Source organism: Halalkalicoccus tibetensis (assembly GCF_037996645.1).
In the GTDB taxonomy this organism is placed as follows: Archaea; Halobacteriota; Halobacteria; order Halobacteriales; family Halalkalicoccaceae; genus Halalkalicoccus; species Halalkalicoccus tibetensis.
The window spans coordinates 1-17,360 of sequence record NZ_JBBMXV010000005.1; the positions used below are offsets into that span (position 1 = coordinate 1).

17 protein-coding genes and 2 pseudogenes are annotated in these 17,360 nt (G+C 51.0%); 6 read left to right on the forward strand and 13 right to left on the reverse strand.

Annotated elements, in window-relative coordinates; genetic code table 11:
• The first annotated feature begins 57 nt into the window (after positions 1-57).
• On the forward strand, positions 58-591 hold the full coding sequence (locus WOA58_RS15955) for an Rrf2 family transcriptional regulator (protein ID WP_340605371.1): 534 nt from the start codon (positions 58-60) through the stop codon (positions 589-591).
• Positions 592-1,469: 878 nt separating this feature from the next.
• Here WOA58_RS15955 and WOA58_RS19205 read toward each other — a convergent pair.
• The 7 genes from WOA58_RS19205 to WOA58_RS15990 form a co-directional block, all read right to left on the reverse strand.
• Complete coding sequence (locus WOA58_RS19205; RefSeq protein ID WP_461782295.1) at positions 1,470-1,832, reverse strand: DUF7344 domain-containing protein; 363 nt, start codon at positions 1,830-1,832, stop codon at positions 1,470-1,472.
• Positions 1,833-2,033: 201 nt separating this feature from the next.
• A complete protein-coding gene (gdhB, locus tag WOA58_RS15965; protein ID WP_340605280.1) occupies positions 2,034-3,332 on the reverse strand; it encodes a glutamate dehydrogenase GdhB in 1,299 nt (432 codons plus the stop codon).
• 2 nt (positions 3,333-3,334) lie between these two features.
• The gene (locus WOA58_RS15970) at positions 3,335-3,475 is read right to left on the reverse strand and encodes a rubrerythrin-like domain-containing protein (protein ID WP_340605281.1); all 141 of its coding nucleotides are present in this window, start codon (positions 3,473-3,475) and stop codon (positions 3,335-3,337) included.
• Between the two features lie 114 nt (positions 3,476-3,589).
• Positions 3,590-6,463 carry a bacterio-opsin activator domain-containing protein gene (locus WOA58_RS15975; protein ID WP_340605282.1) on the reverse strand — a complete coding sequence of 958 codons (2,874 nt, stop codon included), beginning with the start codon at positions 6,461-6,463 and terminating at the stop codon, positions 3,590-3,592.
• Between the two features lie 274 nt (positions 6,464-6,737).
• Positions 6,738-6,953 carry a hypothetical protein gene (locus WOA58_RS15980; protein ID WP_340605283.1) on the reverse strand — a complete coding sequence of 72 codons (216 nt, stop codon included), beginning with the start codon at positions 6,951-6,953 and terminating at the stop codon, positions 6,738-6,740.
• Between the two features lie 73 nt (positions 6,954-7,026).
• Positions 7,027-8,241: an MFS transporter gene (locus WOA58_RS15985; protein ID WP_340605284.1), complete on the reverse strand. Its 1,215-nt coding sequence runs from the start codon at positions 8,239-8,241 to the stop codon at positions 7,027-7,029.
• Between the two features lie 96 nt (positions 8,242-8,337).
• Positions 8,338-8,649 (reverse strand): helix-turn-helix domain-containing protein, encoded by a 312-nt coding sequence (locus WOA58_RS15990; protein WP_340605285.1) that lies wholly within the window; start codon positions 8,647-8,649, stop codon positions 8,338-8,340.
• Positions 8,650-9,263: 614 nt separating this feature from the next.
• Here WOA58_RS15990 and WOA58_RS15995 point away from each other — a divergent pair.
• Positions 9,264-9,605, forward strand: coding sequence for a hypothetical protein (locus WOA58_RS15995; RefSeq protein ID WP_340605286.1), 342 nt, complete (start codon positions 9,264-9,266; stop codon positions 9,603-9,605).
• 32 nt (positions 9,606-9,637) lie between these two features.
• Positions 9,638-9,850 (forward strand): annotated as a pseudogene (locus tag WOA58_RS16000) (hypothetical protein); the annotation flags it as partial.
• Positions 9,851-10,302: 452 nt separating this feature from the next.
• Here WOA58_RS16000 and WOA58_RS16005 read toward each other — a convergent pair.
• The 3 genes from WOA58_RS16005 to WOA58_RS16015 all read right to left on the reverse strand — a co-directional run bounded on the left by WOA58_RS16005 (position 10,303) and on the right by WOA58_RS16015 (position 12,150).
• Positions 10,303-10,563, reverse strand: a complete 261-nt coding sequence (locus WOA58_RS16005) for a hypothetical protein (RefSeq protein WP_340605287.1) — start codon at positions 10,561-10,563, stop codon at positions 10,303-10,305.
• A 301-nt stretch (positions 10,564-10,864) separates the two neighbouring features.
• Positions 10,865-11,299 carry a CBS domain-containing protein gene (locus tag WOA58_RS16010; RefSeq protein WP_340605288.1) on the reverse strand — a complete coding sequence of 145 codons (435 nt, stop codon included), beginning with the start codon at positions 11,297-11,299 and terminating at the stop codon, positions 10,865-10,867.
• Positions 11,300-11,487: 188 nt separating this feature from the next.
• A complete protein-coding gene (locus WOA58_RS16015) occupies positions 11,488-12,150 on the reverse strand; it encodes a helix-turn-helix domain-containing protein (protein WP_340605289.1) in 663 nt (220 codons plus the stop codon).
• Between the two features lie 466 nt (positions 12,151-12,616).
• Here WOA58_RS16015 and WOA58_RS16020 point away from each other — a divergent pair, with 466 nt between their 5' ends.
• A complete protein-coding gene (locus WOA58_RS16020) occupies positions 12,617-13,453 on the forward strand; it encodes an SDR family NAD(P)-dependent oxidoreductase (protein ID WP_340605290.1) in 837 nt (278 codons plus the stop codon).
• A gap of 29 nt (positions 13,454-13,482) precedes the next feature.
• On the opposite strand, the pseudogene WOA58_RS16025 reads toward WOA58_RS16020, so the two are convergent.
• A pseudogene (locus WOA58_RS16025) lies at positions 13,483-13,917 on the reverse strand (alpha/beta hydrolase fold domain-containing protein); the annotation flags it as partial.
• 221 nt (positions 13,918-14,138) lie between these two features.
• On the opposite strand from WOA58_RS16025, the gene WOA58_RS16030 reads away from it, so the two are divergent.
• Positions 14,139-15,143 (forward strand): hypothetical protein, encoded by a 1,005-nt coding sequence (locus WOA58_RS16030; protein ID WP_340605292.1) that lies wholly within the window; start codon positions 14,139-14,141, stop codon positions 15,141-15,143.
• 72 nt (positions 15,144-15,215) lie between these two features.
• Here the strand turns inward: WOA58_RS16030 and WOA58_RS16035 are convergent, their stop codons facing one another.
• Both WOA58_RS16035 and WOA58_RS16040 read right to left on the reverse strand, forming a co-directional pair.
• Entirely contained in the window at positions 15,216-15,533 is a 318-nt protein-coding gene (locus WOA58_RS16035; protein ID WP_340605293.1) for a PAS domain-containing protein, read from the reverse strand.
• Positions 15,534-15,954: 421 nt separating this feature from the next.
• Complete coding sequence (locus tag WOA58_RS16040) at positions 15,955-16,311, reverse strand: hypothetical protein (RefSeq protein ID WP_340605294.1); 357 nt, start codon at positions 16,309-16,311, stop codon at positions 15,955-15,957.
• A gap of 509 nt (positions 16,312-16,820) precedes the next feature.
• Here WOA58_RS16040 and WOA58_RS16045 point away from each other — a divergent pair.
• Positions 16,821-17,327, forward strand: coding sequence for a TrmB family transcriptional regulator (locus WOA58_RS16045; RefSeq protein WP_390220965.1), 507 nt, complete (start codon positions 16,821-16,823; stop codon positions 17,325-17,327).
• Positions 17,328-17,360 lie beyond the last annotated feature (33 nt).

A 17,360-nucleotide genomic window follows, 5' to 3' on the forward strand; every position in this document is an offset into this window, starting at 1 on the left:
ATGTCAGCACATACTGTGTTTCCACAGTTTATTAAGAATCCTTCTTTTAACGGAGGTATGTCCGCAATCGAGCTTACAGCGAGTCAGAAGAGTATCCTCACTGCACTTGTCGACCTCCACCGTGATCGAGAGAATGCAGTGAAAGGTGATGAGATAGCCGGAGAAGTCGACCGCAATCCAGGAACGATCCGCAATCAGATGCAGAGTCTGAAAGCCCTGCAGTTGGTCGAAGGAGTCCCCGGCCCAAAAGGCGGATACAAGCCGACAGTAACGGCGTTTGAAGTACTGGATGTGGATCAATTGGACGAACCAGCAGCGGTTTCGCTGACTCACAACGGGGAGGCCGTCGAAGATGCCAATATCCGCGAAATCGATCTTTCGAGCGTTCAGCATCCTGAGCAGTGTCGTGCGGAAATTCACATTCAAGGATCAGTTCAGGACTACCAGGACGGTGATTCAGTTACGGTTGGCCCAACGCCACTCTCAAAGCTTGTGGTCAAAGGGACGCTCGACGGCATCGATACGACCAATAGGATTCTCGTGGTGCAGGTCGATCGACTCGAAGCGCCTGTTGGTGAACCGGATCACTAACAGTAGATATCGTCTCGCCCTCAGGAGATCCATAGCTCCGTAGTGTAGTCGGAACGCGACGATTCTCTCCGGGGCAGGGTGATCCCAGCCCCGACAGGCAGCAGGATTGCAATGGGCCACATCAGATCCCGTGCCCGTGTGAGCCATCGACGCTCTCTGCGAAAAAGCTACGGACTTGTTCGGCTAAACGAGAGATTGTCATCTTGACGAAGCAGAATCGGCTAAGCTGCGAATGTTGGTGAGAGGCGGGGGCTGGTATGGAATCCAGCCCACCACGGATACGGGGTACGGAGCCGCAATGTCTGAACGGCCAGTACCCGTGTCGTATACTGACACCTAGTGATTAAAAGCTACGGATGTATTCGATGATTGATAGAGGGTCGCTTCTCTACTGCACTGTTCAGTCACCGGATAGCTATCCATCGTATTAGATGCCATCTCCGTACGGACGGATAGCTGATGCATTACCCTCTATGCGAGACGCTATCTCGTAATCATAGCGTGTGTTTCCATCGAAAGCCTATCCGAAGTGGATAGGCGAAATGCCAGCACTAACCAGTAGCGATCGGTGGGGATGGATCGCCAGACAGTGCTGTCGTTCCATACGACTTAATTCCTCTGCAGGATCGGGCCTCCTAGCTCGTAATAGGAGTTGGAATTCGGTATCATCACTCCTCACAGAGGGTAAACGTCTGTTGTGCGATCATCCGAGACATCCTTGGTAACAGTGCGTCCCCCACCAACCCTCATCAAAACGCGATACGACATCGCAGGTGTATTAGAACCGGTCATGAGACAGAGCGCTCAAGAGACCTGCTCTATAAGCAACGAGCAGTGAGCCAAGGTTTGTAATCACAACAACAGAAGCATGTCACTCCTCAGCCTGAATTGAGTTCATCGTGCCGCACGCGAGCAGCCCATCGAGCAAGTAGTGGCTGATCAAGACAGCGTATGAGTTCGTGACGGGGATCACAACCAACGATGCCAACGTCACTGAGGACCGGGAGATGCCACTGATAGAGGTCCGCTGCGATATCCTGGTAAAGTTCTCGGGTGAGGAGCTGTCGGAGCACGGCAGCTTCAAGAGTTGCGACATCCTCGATTAACGTCTCGAACTCGATGGGATTCTCTGAGGAGTCAAGCAACGAATACAGCGCAAAACGGCGTCGCTTGTTGGCTAATAGTTCGAATACTGTATCGAATGAGGGAGATGGGTGTTGGCTGCTCGATCCATATGTCATTAGCAGGTCTACTATAATTCACAGATATAACTCTGCTGCATTATAGTGAGACGTGGGTATGAATCAGTATTGTTACTCCTTGAAGAGGTCGACCATCTGTTCTATGAACATCTGATAGATTTCTTCGGCCTGTATGGGATCTAAGGCAGCCCATTTATAAGAGTGATGATAGGTAGATGAAGTGCTATCCTCGGAAGGATATCAAGGCCACAGACCGCGAGCACTATGTGCTTTCGCAATCCGCGAAAGCGCTACGATATATGCGGCATCTCGCCACGAAATATCTTGGTTCTCGAATTCCGAGCGGACTGCTTCCCATGCAGCCACCATTTCCGTCTCGAGCTCATCATTGACTCGCTGGAGCGACCATGATCGTCGGTTGATGTCTTGTAACCATTCGAAATAACTGACAGTTACTCCACCAGCATTCGCCAAGATATCGGGAATTACCGGAATCTCGCGCTCGCTGAGGATCGTATCTGCAGCAGATGTAATTGGACCATTTGCCCCCTCGATGATAATATCGGCTTGGATCGAGTTCGCATTGGTCTCTGTGATGACGTTTCCTAATGCTGCCGGAATAAGAACATCAACGTCGAGCTCGAGGAGCTCGTCGTTCGAGATCACGTCAGTAGCGTATTGTGTAACTGCTTCTGGCTCTTCGTCGTGTGATGGGACAGTTCGTGTGTCAATTCCTGCAGCATCGTACATTGCCCCGTTCACGTCGCTGATCGCGACAACGGTTGCACCCCAATCATCAAGCAGCCGTGCAGCGTTCGCTCCGACGCTTCCATACCCTTGTAATGCGACTGTCGTCTCCGAAAGCGGCCGTTCATAGTGCTCACAGGCTGCTCGTGTGATAATAGCAACGCTTCGTCCGGGAGCCTCCTCACGGCCTTCACTCCCGCCAATGACTGGCGGTTTCCCCGTTACGACACCAGGGGTTGTCTCTCCTTCCTGCATCGAGTACGCATCCATGAGCCACGCCATCGTTTGCGGATCTGTCCCCATATCAGGTGCCGGGATATCCTGGGTCGGACCGATTACATCCCGCATCTCCTGTGCAAATCGACGTGTCAGTCGCTCTTTCTCGGCTGTACTCAGGTCTTTGGGGTTGACTGCGATCCCACCCTTCGCACCACCAAACGGCAGCCCCATCACGGCACATTTCCACGTCATCCACATCCCGAGACCGACACATTCGTCCCGTGTTACCTCGGGATGATATCGAAGACCTCCTTTGTACGGTCCTTTGACGCTGTCGTGTTGAGCACGATAGCCCGTAAACACCTCGACAGAGCCATCATCTCGTTTGATTGGGACCGTGACTTCATGAACTTGTTTTGGATATTTGAGCCGCTCGACGATGCTTGAATCAATATTGAGATGATTCGACGCGTGGTGGAGCTGCCGGCGTGCCGTCTCAAGGGCCGATTCTGGTTTTTCTGACTCTGGCGCTTCGCGTTCTGAATCCGTCCGTTCGTTGCTTGTTGAAGTCATAGCTATTCGAGGGGTATTAGCCGGTTTCGCATCTGACCGCCACAGTTGGGGCAAGATGTTGCTTTCTCTTTAACACAGATTGTGCCACAGTTGAAGCACTCATATGGACGTTTCCCATCAGGTTCTGAGTAGCTGTCTTTCATGGTTTGGTGTAGCGCACCGATTCAAGCACGGTGCTCTATAAATCAATAATAATTATAGATAGTAGTGCTCTTTGGTTGAATATAGAGCTACTGTCGAATAGAGAGCCTCATTATTCAACTCTCCACTCTCAAAGCAGCTGCAGTAACTCCCGCACTATCAAACAGGGTAGTAAACAGTTTATATTGAACAATCCGCGCATGCTGATAGAACGCTGCCGGTGAGATCCCGAGTGTAGCCGCGACCTCTTCACCGGTACTTTCACGGGGCGATTCGAAAAAGCCACTGTAGTACGCTGTCTGAATCACTTCAAGCTGGCGATCGGTGAGCTGCTCGAGGATCTGTGATCTGAGATCAGTTTGGGAAGGATGATCGACCGTTTGCTTTGATCGGAGCTTGACGTCGGCAAACGTTTCGCGTAGGAAATGATCGATCTGCCGCAGATGGCCACTGTCAGGGATATCCATCACAAGCGTCGCCATGTTTGGCTCTACTGTTGCGCTTTGGAGAATAGCTCCATGATTGGCTAATTCAAGCGCAAGAAATGGTTGGGTGAGTTGCAGTCGTAAGACCCCGCCAGTAGCATCGGTGTTGATTCGCTGGGTTGTCTCGATGGCAACGGATTCAGCAGCTACCTGTTCAACTGTATCTATCGATCCGTTTTCAATAGTGAGGAATACATAACATCCATCGTCTATTTGCTGAACACCTCCTCGATAGGAGATCGTACAGTCCGCTTTTCGAGCGAGCCAGGAGAGAATAAACACTGGATCGTTGATTGAAAACTCAGCTTGAGTCACAGATGTAGTGAGTAGCGCGTTTTTCTGTTCGATAGTGCTGATCGCAGAGGCGATTGTCTTCCCGAGTTCGACAAGTACGTCACGGGATAACTCATCGAAAGCGTCCCGTTGCCCCGCATACACGGCCAAAACACCATACGATAGGCCATCATATTCAAGTGGAATACTCAAGATGGAGAGATAATCCCGCGAGAGAGCGCTTTTTCGCCAGTCCTCTTCCCGGAGTCCATCCGCAACGTTAGTAATCATCGTCATTTCGCGTGTTGCAGCAGTTCGTCCTGTCGGGTCTCCCTGTGAGGCTTCGACTGAAAATGCAAGGCTATCTAGATACCCTTGTTCGGTCCCAGCCCATGCGCGAGGTTGTACTGTTTCTGTCGGTGAATCTATCGTGCCGATCCAAGCGAAATCAAACCGGTCATCAGCAGTGAGTAGTTCACAAACGGTATGCTCAATTCCTTCCCGTGTTTCTGCTTGGACGAGAGCTTGATCGATCTCCCGGATCGTCTCATTGATACGGTTGAGTGTTGTGAGTTGATCGTTTTGTTGTTGTAGCTCCCGCTCCTGTTTCCGAAGGCGACTTTCGCGTGTAACACGATCAAGTGCAGCCTCGGCGGTTGCAGCGAGTAGATCAACAAGCTCCCGTGTTATCTCGTCGAATGCACCGACAGTCGCTGAACCGACGAAGAACACGCCATGACTTCCAAGTGGAATGTAGGCAGCACTCCGAATATCCGTCGCCTGGTTCTTCAAGCGCGTTCCGGTATGGACGTCGCTGAAGAAGAGTGGTTCATCCTGAACGAAGCTATAGCTTATCAACCCATCACCGTTTGCGTGGATTGTCGGTAGTGGGCCATTCAAACGCTCCATTGCGGTCGAATACGCAGACGGGATGAGTTCATTGTGATTGTCATCGAAGAGATAGACACCACTCGCATCGAGATTCAGAACGCCGGGTGTATCGTCAACGGTGTGTTGTGCGATTTCTTGGTGTGTTCCGGCATAGAGGAAATCACGTGCTGTCTCTTGGAGGGTTGCTAATGCCTCTTCGCGCTGCTTTCGCTTCGTAACATCTCGACAGCTATACAGCAGGGTGCCGTCTTGAATCGAGACTTCCCGAACGTTAACGAGCAGGGTGTGTTCGTAACCAGCCTTATCCGTCGCCGTACATTCAATGTTTTTCAGTACACCCTCGCTTGCGAGTTCCTTGCGATCGAAGAGGTTCTCTCCAAGAAGATCGTCAATTGACCCTAGGTCTCGGATCTCATCGGAGGTATATCCGAAAATAAAGTGAACGTTTGGACATACATAGGTGTACTCTCCCTCCTCATCTGTAATAAGAATTGTATCGGTCATATTATTAAGTGTTACACGATGCAATTCCTCGGATCGGCGAAGATCTCGCTCGAGGGTAACTCGATCCGTAATATCGACGCCTTCGACGACGATCGAGACGATCTCTTCGCGTTCATTCCGAACTGGGCGAGCAGAGAGATCGAGTATCCGTGACTTTCCGTGGTCGGGAGAACATGTGATCACTGCGTCTCCCAGCTGACCGTTGACTGCTGTAGTGATAATCTGGTGGATATCTGCTTGGAGTCCATCCGACTGTGCCCACCAGGGTAGAGTCCAGAATGATTCTCCGATGAGTGTCTTGACGGGTTCATCGAACATCTCCTGGGCAGTCTGATTGATTCGCACTATCGAGCCAGTTGAATCGAGTATCCAGGTGGCTGTTTGCGTGTCGTGGAAAATCGCATCGAACTGTCGTGCCCGGTCCTGTTGTGTCTTCGTTCGTCGCGTAGAGCGGAGATTCTGTTCAATACGCGTGAATAGATCCGCCACATCGACTTCGTCCGGTAATTTAATGTAATCGGTTGCACCAGCACCGATCGCCTCACTTGCAATTTCTTCGCTTCCTGAATCAGTACAGAGAATGATAGGAAGGCTCGACGTGTCCTCTCGAAGTGAACGAAGGAGATGAATGCCTGTTGATTCCTCGAGTTCATATGCGCTGATAACACAATCAATCGGCGCAGTATGAACGATCTCAAGAGCGTCTGAGATCGTTTTCGTAGTTCGAATGGTTGTCGACGTGTGGCGATCAAACAACTCTGTGATCCGCTGAAGCCAATCAGATGAACCAGCTAGGAGAACATGAGATGAGTTTATCAGTCTGGTTGATGATGACATCCGTTGATCCTAGCTGCTAGGATCGATTTAAGCTATCGGCTCGTTGGCGATCGAGGGATGTCTCTACTGTACCCAGCAACCTCCAGATTGTCGTGTTCTCTCGCTACTGACTAAGTATGTGAATGGTTTCTGTAATTCAGCAGGATTCAACAGATTCAATATGAAAACGCCCTGCTGTGACCGAATGTTCTCAGTATAACTGACTTGGCTGTTACTCCGCATCCAGATACGGGTCAAGTATAGTATTCTCATCTACGATATCCGTCGTGTGTTGCTATCCTTGGCGAACACGGAGACTGTTTCCGATCGCCAGCAGTTCGGATCCTTCGTGAGCGACCACAGCAGCAGCGATTCCAAGTATTCCTATTAGTGCACCGGGAATAAGCACCGCCAATACCAGCACCGAAAAGACGATGTTCTGACGGCTGATTCCCTGTGCTCGCTTGCCGAGTGCGATCGCCTCTTGTACCTTCGTCAGATCGTCGACCATTAACGCGACGTCGACCGCCTCAATCGCTGCATCCGTCCCTACAGTACCCTCCGTCGTCTACGCCGGAGAGGTGTCACCGCCTAACAATTAGATAGCCTGCTAAGAGAAGTCCAGTCGTTGGAAAGACGGCAAGAACGACGAAAAGCAGCTGAATCCCTCCATATGTAAGCGCAACACCTGCAATCGAGGCACCACCAGCACCAATACCAAAGACACCAAGGTACGTATATCCGAACGAGAGTCCGTGGATATCTGCGGCTGTGTATTTGCCGATTAGTGCCTGATGGATCGGTGCTTCCATGAACACGAAAAATCCGAGCGCAGCACAAATAATGATCGTCGCGATAAGTCCTGCTCCAACAAAGAATGGAAACGACAAAGACACGAGTATTAATGCAGTGAACGCTCCGATTATTGCCCACTCTGGAGAACGGTAATCACTCAATTTACCTCCGACATACTGACCTCCGCCCCCGAGTAACAGGAGCCCTGCGTAGACGTACTGGCTTGATTCAATTGTTTCTCCAGCAATTTCGACTGATCCGAATACAGGGAGGTCAGCGAGAATTTCGGGAAGGAACGTGAATACACCACGATAATATGTTCCAGCTAGCATTGCAATCACGAACACGACAACGAACCCACCAACGAACAGTCTCTTTGTTTGTGCAAGAAACTTTGCTGCTCCTTGCAGTTGGTCTGCGATCACGTTACCCTCCTCAAGCTGAGTACCTCCTCTTTCGTCAAACTCCAAACGATACGCCACAAATACTCCTATGAGTGCTGGGAAGATGAGGAGGATTGCGACAAGTCGCCACTCGAGAACAGTGAGTAACAGTACTGTCACAAGTGGTCCGATTGCGGTTCCGATATTTCCGGCAACACCATGGTAGGCAAGGGCCGTTCCTTGTTGCTTGGTGCCTCGAGTGATTAGTGAGAGTCCAGCTGGATGATAGAGACTAGCTGCTGCCCCCCAAATAACAAGAGCGATACCAAGAAGCCAGACCGTCGGTGCCAGACTGATGAGAACGAACCCACCTGCCATACCGACCATCGAAAGAACGACAAGTCGTTTCGAACCATATCTGTCAGCCAGCGCTCCACTCGGAAGAGCTCCAACGCCGATCAATCCGTACCCTATTGCGACAACTGTCCCTAGGACTGCTGCTGAGACATCGAAAATATCGAGCCAGATCACGACGAACAGTGGAATCACCATCTCATAGATATGAAACATCCCATGACCGATCATTGTAAAATATGTGATAGTCTTATCGTTCTTGTCCATAGACGTCATGAGCCAAACGATAGGTAAAACAACTGGTCCCTCCCATGGGAGGTAGCGGTATCGTCAGCGAATTACGACCTGTGTCACTATGTAGACTCAGAACGAATCGATCCCGGTCAGGAGTTTGGCCTCGGCTTTTCGGAGATGTTCTAAGAGCGTCGTTTTCGAAATACCGAGTTCGGCAGCAAGTTCACGAGCAGTTGTTTCGCGTGGATATTCGTAGTAGCCCCATGAACGAGCGAGGAGAAACGCTTCCCGTTGTCTTACTGTGAGATGACCACCGCCCTTGATGGTTGTTTGATCGTTGTTTGATGGTGGTGTGTTATAAGCACTTGATGCAGCAGCAAGCTTGAGGAGAGTAATATCTGCGCTATATTCGTCTTCTATCTCCGCAAGTTGTTGCTGCAAAGTTCGACGGTCCGTCCGAACAATCAGTGACCGCTGTTCGCGTCCCTGTTCGTGTCTGGTTGGCCCATAGTGGATAAACCCACGTGAGGTGAACGCTTGTTTGATGCTTAGACTTGATTCAAATTCGACTAAAACGGGCTGTGTTGTTGATCCCTGTAGTGATTCTGGGTTGATCGGCGGTCGGGACAGAACGGTAACCGATTCGGTTAATGCTGATTTTCGAACGCTCCCTATGAGGGCGTTGAGTGCCTCCTGTGTGTCCGTAGAATGTGTACAGACCACTGCTATTGTGTTTCGATGGTATCGTTGTATGGGCGTAGAGTCCAGCGTCCACTTCACGTGTTGTTTCGAGGGTCCAGCAAGATGGATGCCAGATATCGACTGTGACATGAAGCAATTCGCTCTTAGTCGTACTCATGGCTGTGGGTTACTGTGACACTGCATATGTGTTCCGTCGATTCAGTGGCAGATACTGGAGGATGAGAAGAGTAGGATAGTTTCAGATTGGGCTCTTCCTGACTGTCGAGAATACTCTCATATGTCGGTAGTATTGACAGAGACTGATACACTAATTGTAAATCATAACTATTGCCCATGGTGGAAATGGTTATAGTTTGACCGGTGGCATTAATTACCACGCCATTCATCATCGGCGTTCATCACTCAGTCGACGAACTTTTCCCGCCATCCGTCTACGCGACCACTTCAGCCGTCTCCTGAGGAAGGCAACTCAGCGTACGAGCGCGGTCTCGAAAGAACAGACGGTTCGGGAATTCAGTTCGATCACCGGCTACGGTGCTCAAGCACAGCTCGTCGAAGAGATGTTGTATGTCGGCAAACCAGGACTATTCGAACGATTCGATCTCGATAGTAAGGAGATCACAGCGGTTGATGAACTGCGAGCGGAGGGCAAGACTGTCGGACTCGTTGGGACCGAAGGCGGATCACGGGTGTGATTGCTCTTCGGGATGAGCCACGACTAGAAGCAGCGGACGAGATCGAGCGGGCTGACGCTGCCCTGGCTGCGCTCGCGGCCCAACACTTCAGTACAGGCACAGCAACTGTGGTCTACATCTATACAACCGATACTGCCACTGGTGAAGGAGCTGAAACCGTTCTGGCCAGTGAGGGATATGGTGATTCGGTCACGTGCGTGAACGGCTTCCGGTTTATTAAGGATTTGCTTGCAGACGGTCTGTAACCGGACCAGTCCACTGACAGCCGTTGTCGGGAGTGGGACCTCTCAAGTAGGTCCGTGGCTAGAGCCGTCACCAGCCGTTCACGGGACGTACCTACTAGTACGCGTACCGTATGAGTAACCGCTTGCGTGGGTGGTAGGTTGGATCATATTAAATAATCAACCAATCCACTGCTGGGGAACACTAGGACCACGAACCTGAGCCACTGTTGGAGCATTCCGCTGTAGAGAAGGACAGGATCGAGAGCAATGTCGAGACGGAAAAGTGACCATCCACCGACCCCTTCGGAAAACCGATTCCATCAAATGGGGTGGTCCAGTCCCATTCATGTAGTAGATCCTCCTCAGGAACTATCAGCGATTAGCAGACATGGAAGGCAACCGACTACACTCTGATTGGGCCGAGGTGATGAGTAGTCGAACCTACTGAAAACCGATATGCTATAGTGTCGATACTATGACTGGATTTTATCGACGATCTCCTTCGCTTGTTCTTTCGCTTTCTCCTCACCAACGTTCTTTTTGATGAGTACGCTTTGCACTTCCCAATCATCATTATCTTCTGTCTGGCCAGTGCGCACCTCTGCCCCCTCTGAAACGGATTCAGCGGGTTCATTCGCCCAATCCGGTGTACGGATCGTCTCATAGTTGTCGGGGTCACGAAACCGCACGTGAATATATTCATCCTCGGTTTCGACGGATTGAATCTCAGTCATCAACTTGGAGCACGGCACGCAGACGCTAAATAGTGAGGGTGATTCGGTATCTTGATGAACGAACTGAGGAGATGTATATCCCTGTTTCTGGATTATTCTGCTTCGAAAACTCGTCCCTATAGTTACTGAGCAGAACCGTTACAGGGTTGTGACAGCTGAAGTAGCCCTATTTCTTGAATTCCCACACGCAACATGATAGAACGCAGATGGACTCGCTAGTACGGTATTGAGTACTGACTAACTGCTTCGACCATTTCCCATACCAAAAATACGTAGGGATGAGAGATGGATAGCCGTCGAACTATCGTTCATCCGGAGCGTAGCCAGGTGATTGGGCCTCGATTACTTTGGCAGCCTCCTCGAGCTGTTCAGCGTTCGTTGCGATCACATCATCGAGCGAAACGATGCCTTCGAGCTGCCCTTCATCATCGACAACTGGGAGTCGCCGAACCTTTGTCTCACCAAACTGAACTGCGAGATCGTAGGCCTCTGTGTCGGCTGACACCGTCTCGGGGTCCTCACTCATTAGCTCCTCAGCGGTCAAGCTCGTTGGATCGTCTTCTTGACCCACGGCGAGTCCGAGAGTACGATCAGTAACGATCCCGACCGGTTTGGAGTCCTCGGTGACGACAACCGCACCAACCCGCTCATCATTCATCGTTTGAGCGATCTCTGTCGCTCCAGTATTCGGTTCAACTGTTACGACGTCCTCTCTTGCAAGATCTTGAGCAGGCATTACACTCTTCGGTACAATGCCTCTGTCAGTAAGTAGCTTGGTTGCAGACGCTACCATTTTACGAGCCGACTGCTCTTTATCGATCTCATCCGCTTCAACTGCTATGTGGCGGCTGATATAGACATAGACCTCAAGCCGCTACCAGGAAATATATCGATCAGTACAATTTCACAATGCCGAAAGCCGATTCACTCTTCCGTTTCGTCACTGCCGGTGATTAACGTCGACTCAACGAGTTCGCTCATTCCCCGTCGGAGCCGTTCAGAGAGCGCTTGATGTGATAACCCGAGTTGCTCAGCAAGTTCTGTCTGTGTTACCGATCGTGGGACAGTGAAATAGCCGGCTTCAAATGCTGCGACGATCGTCTCACGTTGCGTTTCAATCAGACCGTGCTGGATATGGCCGTCGTCTGTGGCTTCATATATCGCTCCAACCGTCAGCGAAAAGCCCGCTTCTTGGAGATAATCATGAGCCTCAGAGAGTGCTTCTCGATCTGGAAACAGAACGCGAAGGCTCCAGCTATCAACCGAACCAGTTGCGTGAGTAATTGTTCCCTCATGGTCGGTCAGAAGTGGAACGATTCGATCGATCGTCCCTGCCCACGTCATTTGGTACGAGCGTTCGTCATCCATCTCCGAGAGCCTGGTTAGGTCCTCGACGGTTGGATCGTCGTCGAGGGTGGCTTCGAGTGCTGCAAAGTCGTCGGCGCGCGCCCATACGTACGGAGTGATTCGGTCTGGATCATTCGCAACGACTCGTTCGATTTCGATGATTGCCTCCGGGCATTCTATCAGCGTTTCTTCAAGCGCGAATTCGTCGGTTGGAATCTCGAATTCGAAGATCGTCGCCATGCATATGTATTGTCATTTTCCGGGATAAGTGTGTACTGAGTTATGGTCTTGTCTCTGAAGTCTACTCTGGGCAATAATAGAAGCGTATTCTGTTGGCGTATAATGTGGGCCAGAAAGGGTATTCGGAGTCTTCCAACTACCTCATATAACGTGTTCAGCGAGTTCCGGATCTCTATAGGATCACTGATGGCTTTATCCGTAGACAACCGTTGTCGAGAAGAGAACGTTCTACCAGGGTCCCTGGTTAGAGCCGTCACCAGTCGTTCACGGGACGTATCCATCACTAATTGTACCGTACAGCCATTTGCGTCACTATCAATCATCGCTCATGCAAAAAGTAGTCTCAATGGTTTCCGAGGGTCACTCGGAGGATTTTCGTATCGCGAGCGTACTGCTCACGGAGGATGGCTTAGAGTGCATAGAAATCCTTATCAATTGAATAATTAATTAACAATAGGAAATACTCATGAACGGACTAGATGGGAATACGGCTGTCGTAACGGGAGCCGCATCAGGAATTGGACGCGAATCGGCACGTCGCTTCGCTGAGGAAGGAGCAAACGTCGTCGTCGCGGACATCGATGTAACGGCTGATCGTGAGACAGTCGATCTGATTGAGGATGCCGGCGGCAACGCGACGTTTGCCGAGGTCGATGTTTCCGATTCCAAGTCGGTCGAGCGAATGGTTGACGTTGCGGTCGACACCTATGGAAGCCTCGATTTCGCGCACAACAACGCGGGGATCCTCACAGGCTTTTCGGGGGTCACCGACATCACAGACGAACAGTGGGAACGGATCATTGCTATCAACCTGAAAGGCATCTGGACCTGCATGAAGGCCGAGCTCCCCGTCATGGAGAGACAGGGCGGTGGCGCGATCGTCAACACGGCCTCCGAGGCTGGCTTAGTGGGGATGGGCGGACTCTCCAGCTATTCAGCCAGCAAACACGGCGTTGTCGGCCTGACGAAATCAGCTGCCCTCGAGTACGCCAGTCGTGACATCCGAATCAACGCGATCGCTCCAGGTCCCACGAAGACGAACATCCAGTCGGGGCTGTTGAGTGGAACGGGCGAGTCGTCGATACCGCTGTTGAATCGGATCGGGATGGCAGTCGACCTAGTCCGAATGGCGATCCGGACGATCCGGGCCGACTATGATACGTCGGCGATGCGGGACGTGCCAATGGACCGCATCGCTGAGCCTGAAGAGATGGCCGGTGCGGTTGCATTCCTCTGTTCGTCCGATGCATCGTATATCACAGGCCATACACTGCCCGTTGACGGCGGTCAGGCGGTTGATTGAATATAGACTACACGAGGCTTCTCAAGGAGTCAGTTCTCGGTGTGCATCTCCGCGAGATCCACACCGACCGCCCTGATCGCTTCGCGAGTCTGGTCGATGTCGCGAAACGTCATGAACCCGTGAACCATGTCGTCGTAGTTCCTGTATCGAGTGGAAACACCGTCGCGGACGAGCTGTTCGGCATACGCTTTCCCACCGTCACGCAGCGGGTCGAATCCCGCTGTGACGATCGTGGCGGGCGCGACGTTGGAGAGGTCGCAGGCGTTTGCCGGGTCCGCATACGGGTTCCGCCGGTGAATATCGTTCACGTAGTAACAGCGGTTGAACCGCTCCATATCGTCCTCGCTGAGGACGATCCCTGTATTCTTCTGGACGGATTCCTGATCTTCTTCGATGCCGACAGCGGGATAGAGAAGGACCTGGGAGGAGATCTCGGGACCACCGCGCTCGGCGGCCATAAGCGCCCTAGCCACGGTATGTGATATCGATAAAAGGTATGCTGTGTGTTGGTGCCGCCAGTTGATGGCAGGCTGATGCACGTATTAGGCGCGAACGACATTGGTCGCTCAACCAACGAAACGTTCTCGCCCAGCGAATCGAATCCCCTATGCGTCCCGTCGGCGGATCGGGGGATAGAGTGTCTATTCTGGACCAGTCTGATGACGATCCGGGCCCGGGTGATACGATGCAGGAGCGAGCAAGCGACGCTCGTCTCAAGAGATGGATCCTCCTTGATGCGAATCGCTGGAGCATCGTCGGCATCCTGACAATCAGCTTCTTCGCCATGCTCGTCGCGTTCATCGCCGCCAGTCCGGCTCCGGTCACGATCCTTCAAACCGAGTCATCGGTGAACTTCGTGTTCTCGTCGCTTGTTACCGGTGTCATCACCGCCGTCACGCTGATCCTAGGGATCAATCAGCTCGTGATTGCTCAGGAACTTGGTCCGCTTGGGAAGCAGCGCAATCGGATGCAGGGTGCAATGGACTTTCGCCAGAACGTTGAGGATGTCGCAGGACTGACCGTGAGCCCTACCGAACCAGCCACGTTCTTCCGGGCGCTCGTCGAAGCAAGCCAGAAGCAGGCAGACACGGTTCGGAATGCGATGGGCGACGATACTACAGGGGACGTCCGTGAAGAGATCGAGAAGTATATCGACGATATCACCGACAACGCATCGGACGTTAGCGATCAACTGAAGGGAACGGAGTTCGGGACGTTTCAGGTTCTCAATGCGGCGTTGGACTACGACTATTCGCGGAAGATACACACCGGACGTCGCCTACAGAATGAATACCGATCCTCCCTTTCTGAGGAAGTGTTGAACGAGTTCGACGATCTTCTGGATATCCTACGGTTTCTGGGCCCAGCTCGGGAACACTTCAAGACGTTCTACTTTCAATGGGAGCTAATTAACCTCTCGCATGCAATCCTCTATACGGCGGTCCCGGCGCTCATCACTGCTTTCACGATGATTCTGTTCTTCGATCCGAGGTTCGTTTCTGGGACGGTACTTGGCATGAATACCACCCTGCTGGTGGTGTGTGCTACGGTAACAATCGGGACCATCCCGTTCATCGTACTGTTAGCGTATATCCTCCGCATCGCTACTGTAGCGAAGCGGACACTAGCAGTGGGACCGTTCACACTTCGGGAATCGGGTGAATCGGAGGACATTCACTGGGAGGAGTAAATTCGAATTTGTCCAATAGGCGAGGACTCACGGCTATACGCTTTCACCTGCGTTCTACCGCCGCTTTACTCGTCAATTTGACGTCGACAATCCGCGTAGCTCCATCGTTTCGTTTGATGAGCCATTGGAATTGGTGCTCGCCACTTGTACGTGCTTTATTAATCTGACTGAGACCTCCTCTTGGCTGTATGCAGGATGGTCTGCGCTGAAATCCGAGATATGCATATTGGTGAGCTCGTTACTCGAATAGCCATAAAGATGCTCTGCAGCTTGGTTTGCGTCGAGAATCGCTCCTGTTTCTGCATCATGAACGAGAATTCCATCTTCGACAGAATGGAAGATTTCCTCGTAGGTCAGGGACTCTGATTTGTTGTGGTCAGATCTCGTCATACGTTATTACAATTTTAATCCTACATATAGATTTATCAACACCAAAAATCTACTCAGTCGGAATATCGATATTACATCGACAATATCTGGTCTCAGTGGATAGCAGATCGGCTGGATCTATGCTATAATTGCTCTCTTATTAGAGAAAAAGCACAGGTCGCTAACGAAACCCAGAACCCTGAGTAATACAACGTTGCACAAGGTATTGTCTGACTGATCATACCGTGGTGTGATCTGCTCGCAAAGATAGAACCGGCGAACTCGTTTCTCCTCCCTACACTATTATTCACAGACAAACGATATTGACTACATTATAATCGATTCACGAGAAAGGGCAGGAGTGAAACAACTCCTTAGTAGAAGCGTTGCCGGAAATGTTGTTCAGAAACTATATAATGGTCATGGAATGATAAATTATACATTATATATAGTGTTCGAATTTATGAGCTGCAGATGCACCTGCTATCATGATAGTTACACTGGCTACAGTGGATAGGATGATTTCTGGGCCTAGTTCAGATGTAATATTCACCGCGGCGACGATGAGTATAAACAGAGCAAAAGCAATAGCGATATACGCGGTAATTTTACGCCACTGAATCCATACAAATATAACTGTAACTGCTGCACTTGATAGAACGACTAACGCATCTCCATCATCGTATACCCAAACAGTGAGGTCTAACGGCTGTACCCATGGAAAAAACCCTCCTAGTATCACACCAAGGGCTGCCACAAGCATTACCTGACGTTCTGTCCGAGCCGTTTTCTCTACCATTTCTCTATCTATCCGGCTTCCATGGCTTGAACCCACATTATATCGTGTGTCTCTCAGATGCGGACATAATGCTGTCTATCTGACGTCACATATTATTACTATTCATTCAACCTATAAAATGGCAAACTCCAGCTCATACCAGTAGCTATATCGACTTTAGTCACGACGTGTTCGTATCGGTATCGTCGTTCGACTGGACGCTTGGATGTGGTTCGGTCGGTGCACATGCTTTCCAGTCGGCGTTCTCTTCTGCTCCGAGTTGCTCGTTAAACAATCGAGTTGCACGCGCCGAATGCTGCAACCGATCTGTGTCGCTCGTTAGTGCCCAGTAGGCAGACTTGTGTTCGACCAACTCTTGGGATTTAAGCCCGGGTCAGCGCTGTTCTTACTGTGTCCGGTTCGAGATCGAGCTGTCTGGCGATCTCTGTGATCTCTATAATGGTATCGTTCCGGGACCTCGGTCTATCGAGCTACGAGGAAAAGTCTATAGAACACTGCTCAAGGTGAGAATGGCTTCCGCCGAGGAACTTTCCGAGGAAAGCGGTGTTCCGATGGGTCGAATTTACGATGTGTTGAACGGACTCGAATCACTCGATCTTGCTCACTGTAATCCGGAAAGCCATCCACGAGTCTATTCGCCAGTCGATTCCGAGACGACGATCGATCGCCTGTTACGTAACCGGAAACGAGACCTTGAAGTCGAACATACTCGTTACGAGAACGTCGCAGCGGAGCTTCGTTCACAGCTCGGAGGTCAGCCACCGATTGATGGACGGTTCTGGGTGACCAGAACACGTGATGCTGAAACCGAGTTCGTCCACGCTCAGATTGAGCGATTTTCTGATGCCACTGATGAGGTATTGATAGTTGCGGACTCGGTATTATTACATCAATTTCCAAACGTTACAGATGCCGTCCAGAACTGGTTGGAACCATTACAAGAAGACTCGATTCACGTTCGAATTCTCTTATCCGATGGGAATAGAATCTCCGTGCCCAAGCTCAGAGAACAGTGACCGATTCGAGTCATAGCGAAGAAGTTCAGTCCT

Coding starts and splice junctions, on each gene's coding strand:
- WOA58_RS15955 (WP_340605371.1), top strand. CDS start 58: ATGTCCGCAATCGAGCTTACAGCGAGTCAGAAGAGTATCCTCACTGCA.
- WOA58_RS19205 (WP_461782295.1), bottom strand. CDS start 1,832: ATGACATATGGATCGAGCAGCCAACACCCATCTCCCTCATTCGATACA.
- gdhB (WP_340605280.1), bottom strand. CDS start 3,332: ATGACTTCAACAAGCAACGAACGGACGGATTCAGAACGCGAAGCGCCA.
- WOA58_RS15970 (WP_340605281.1), bottom strand. CDS start 3,475: ATGAAAGACAGCTACTCAGAACCTGATGGGAAACGTCCATATGAGTGC.
- WOA58_RS15975 (WP_340605282.1), bottom strand. CDS start 6,463: ATGTCATCATCAACCAGACTGATAAACTCATCTCATGTTCTCCTAGCT.
- WOA58_RS15980 (WP_340605283.1), bottom strand. CDS start 6,953: ATGGTCGACGATCTGACGAAGGTACAAGAGGCGATCGCACTCGGCAAG.
- WOA58_RS15985 (WP_340605284.1), bottom strand. CDS start 8,241: ATGGACAAGAACGATAAGACTATCACATATTTTACAATGATCGGTCAT.
- WOA58_RS16005 (WP_340605287.1), bottom strand. CDS start 10,563: ATGACTGAGATTCAATCCGTCGAAACCGAGGATGAATATATTCACGTG.
- WOA58_RS16010 (WP_340605288.1), bottom strand. CDS start 11,299: ATGCCTGCTCAAGATCTTGCAAGAGAGGACGTCGTAACAGTTGAACCG.
- WOA58_RS16015 (WP_340605289.1), bottom strand. CDS start 12,150: ATGGCGACGATCTTCGAATTCGAGATTCCAACCGACGAATTCGCGCTT.
- WOA58_RS16020 (WP_340605290.1), top strand. CDS start 12,617: ATGAACGGACTAGATGGGAATACGGCTGTCGTAACGGGAGCCGCATCA.
- WOA58_RS16030 (WP_340605292.1), top strand. CDS start 14,139: ATGCAGGAGCGAGCAAGCGACGCTCGTCTCAAGAGATGGATCCTCCTT.
- WOA58_RS16035 (WP_340605293.1), bottom strand. CDS start 15,533: ATGACGAGATCTGACCACAACAAATCAGAGTCCCTGACCTACGAGGAA.
- WOA58_RS16040 (WP_340605294.1), bottom strand. CDS start 16,311: ATGGTAGAGAAAACGGCTCGGACAGAACGTCAGGTAATGCTTGTGGCA.
- WOA58_RS16045 (WP_390220965.1), top strand. CDS start 16,821: ATGGCTTCCGCCGAGGAACTTTCCGAGGAAAGCGGTGTTCCGATGGGT.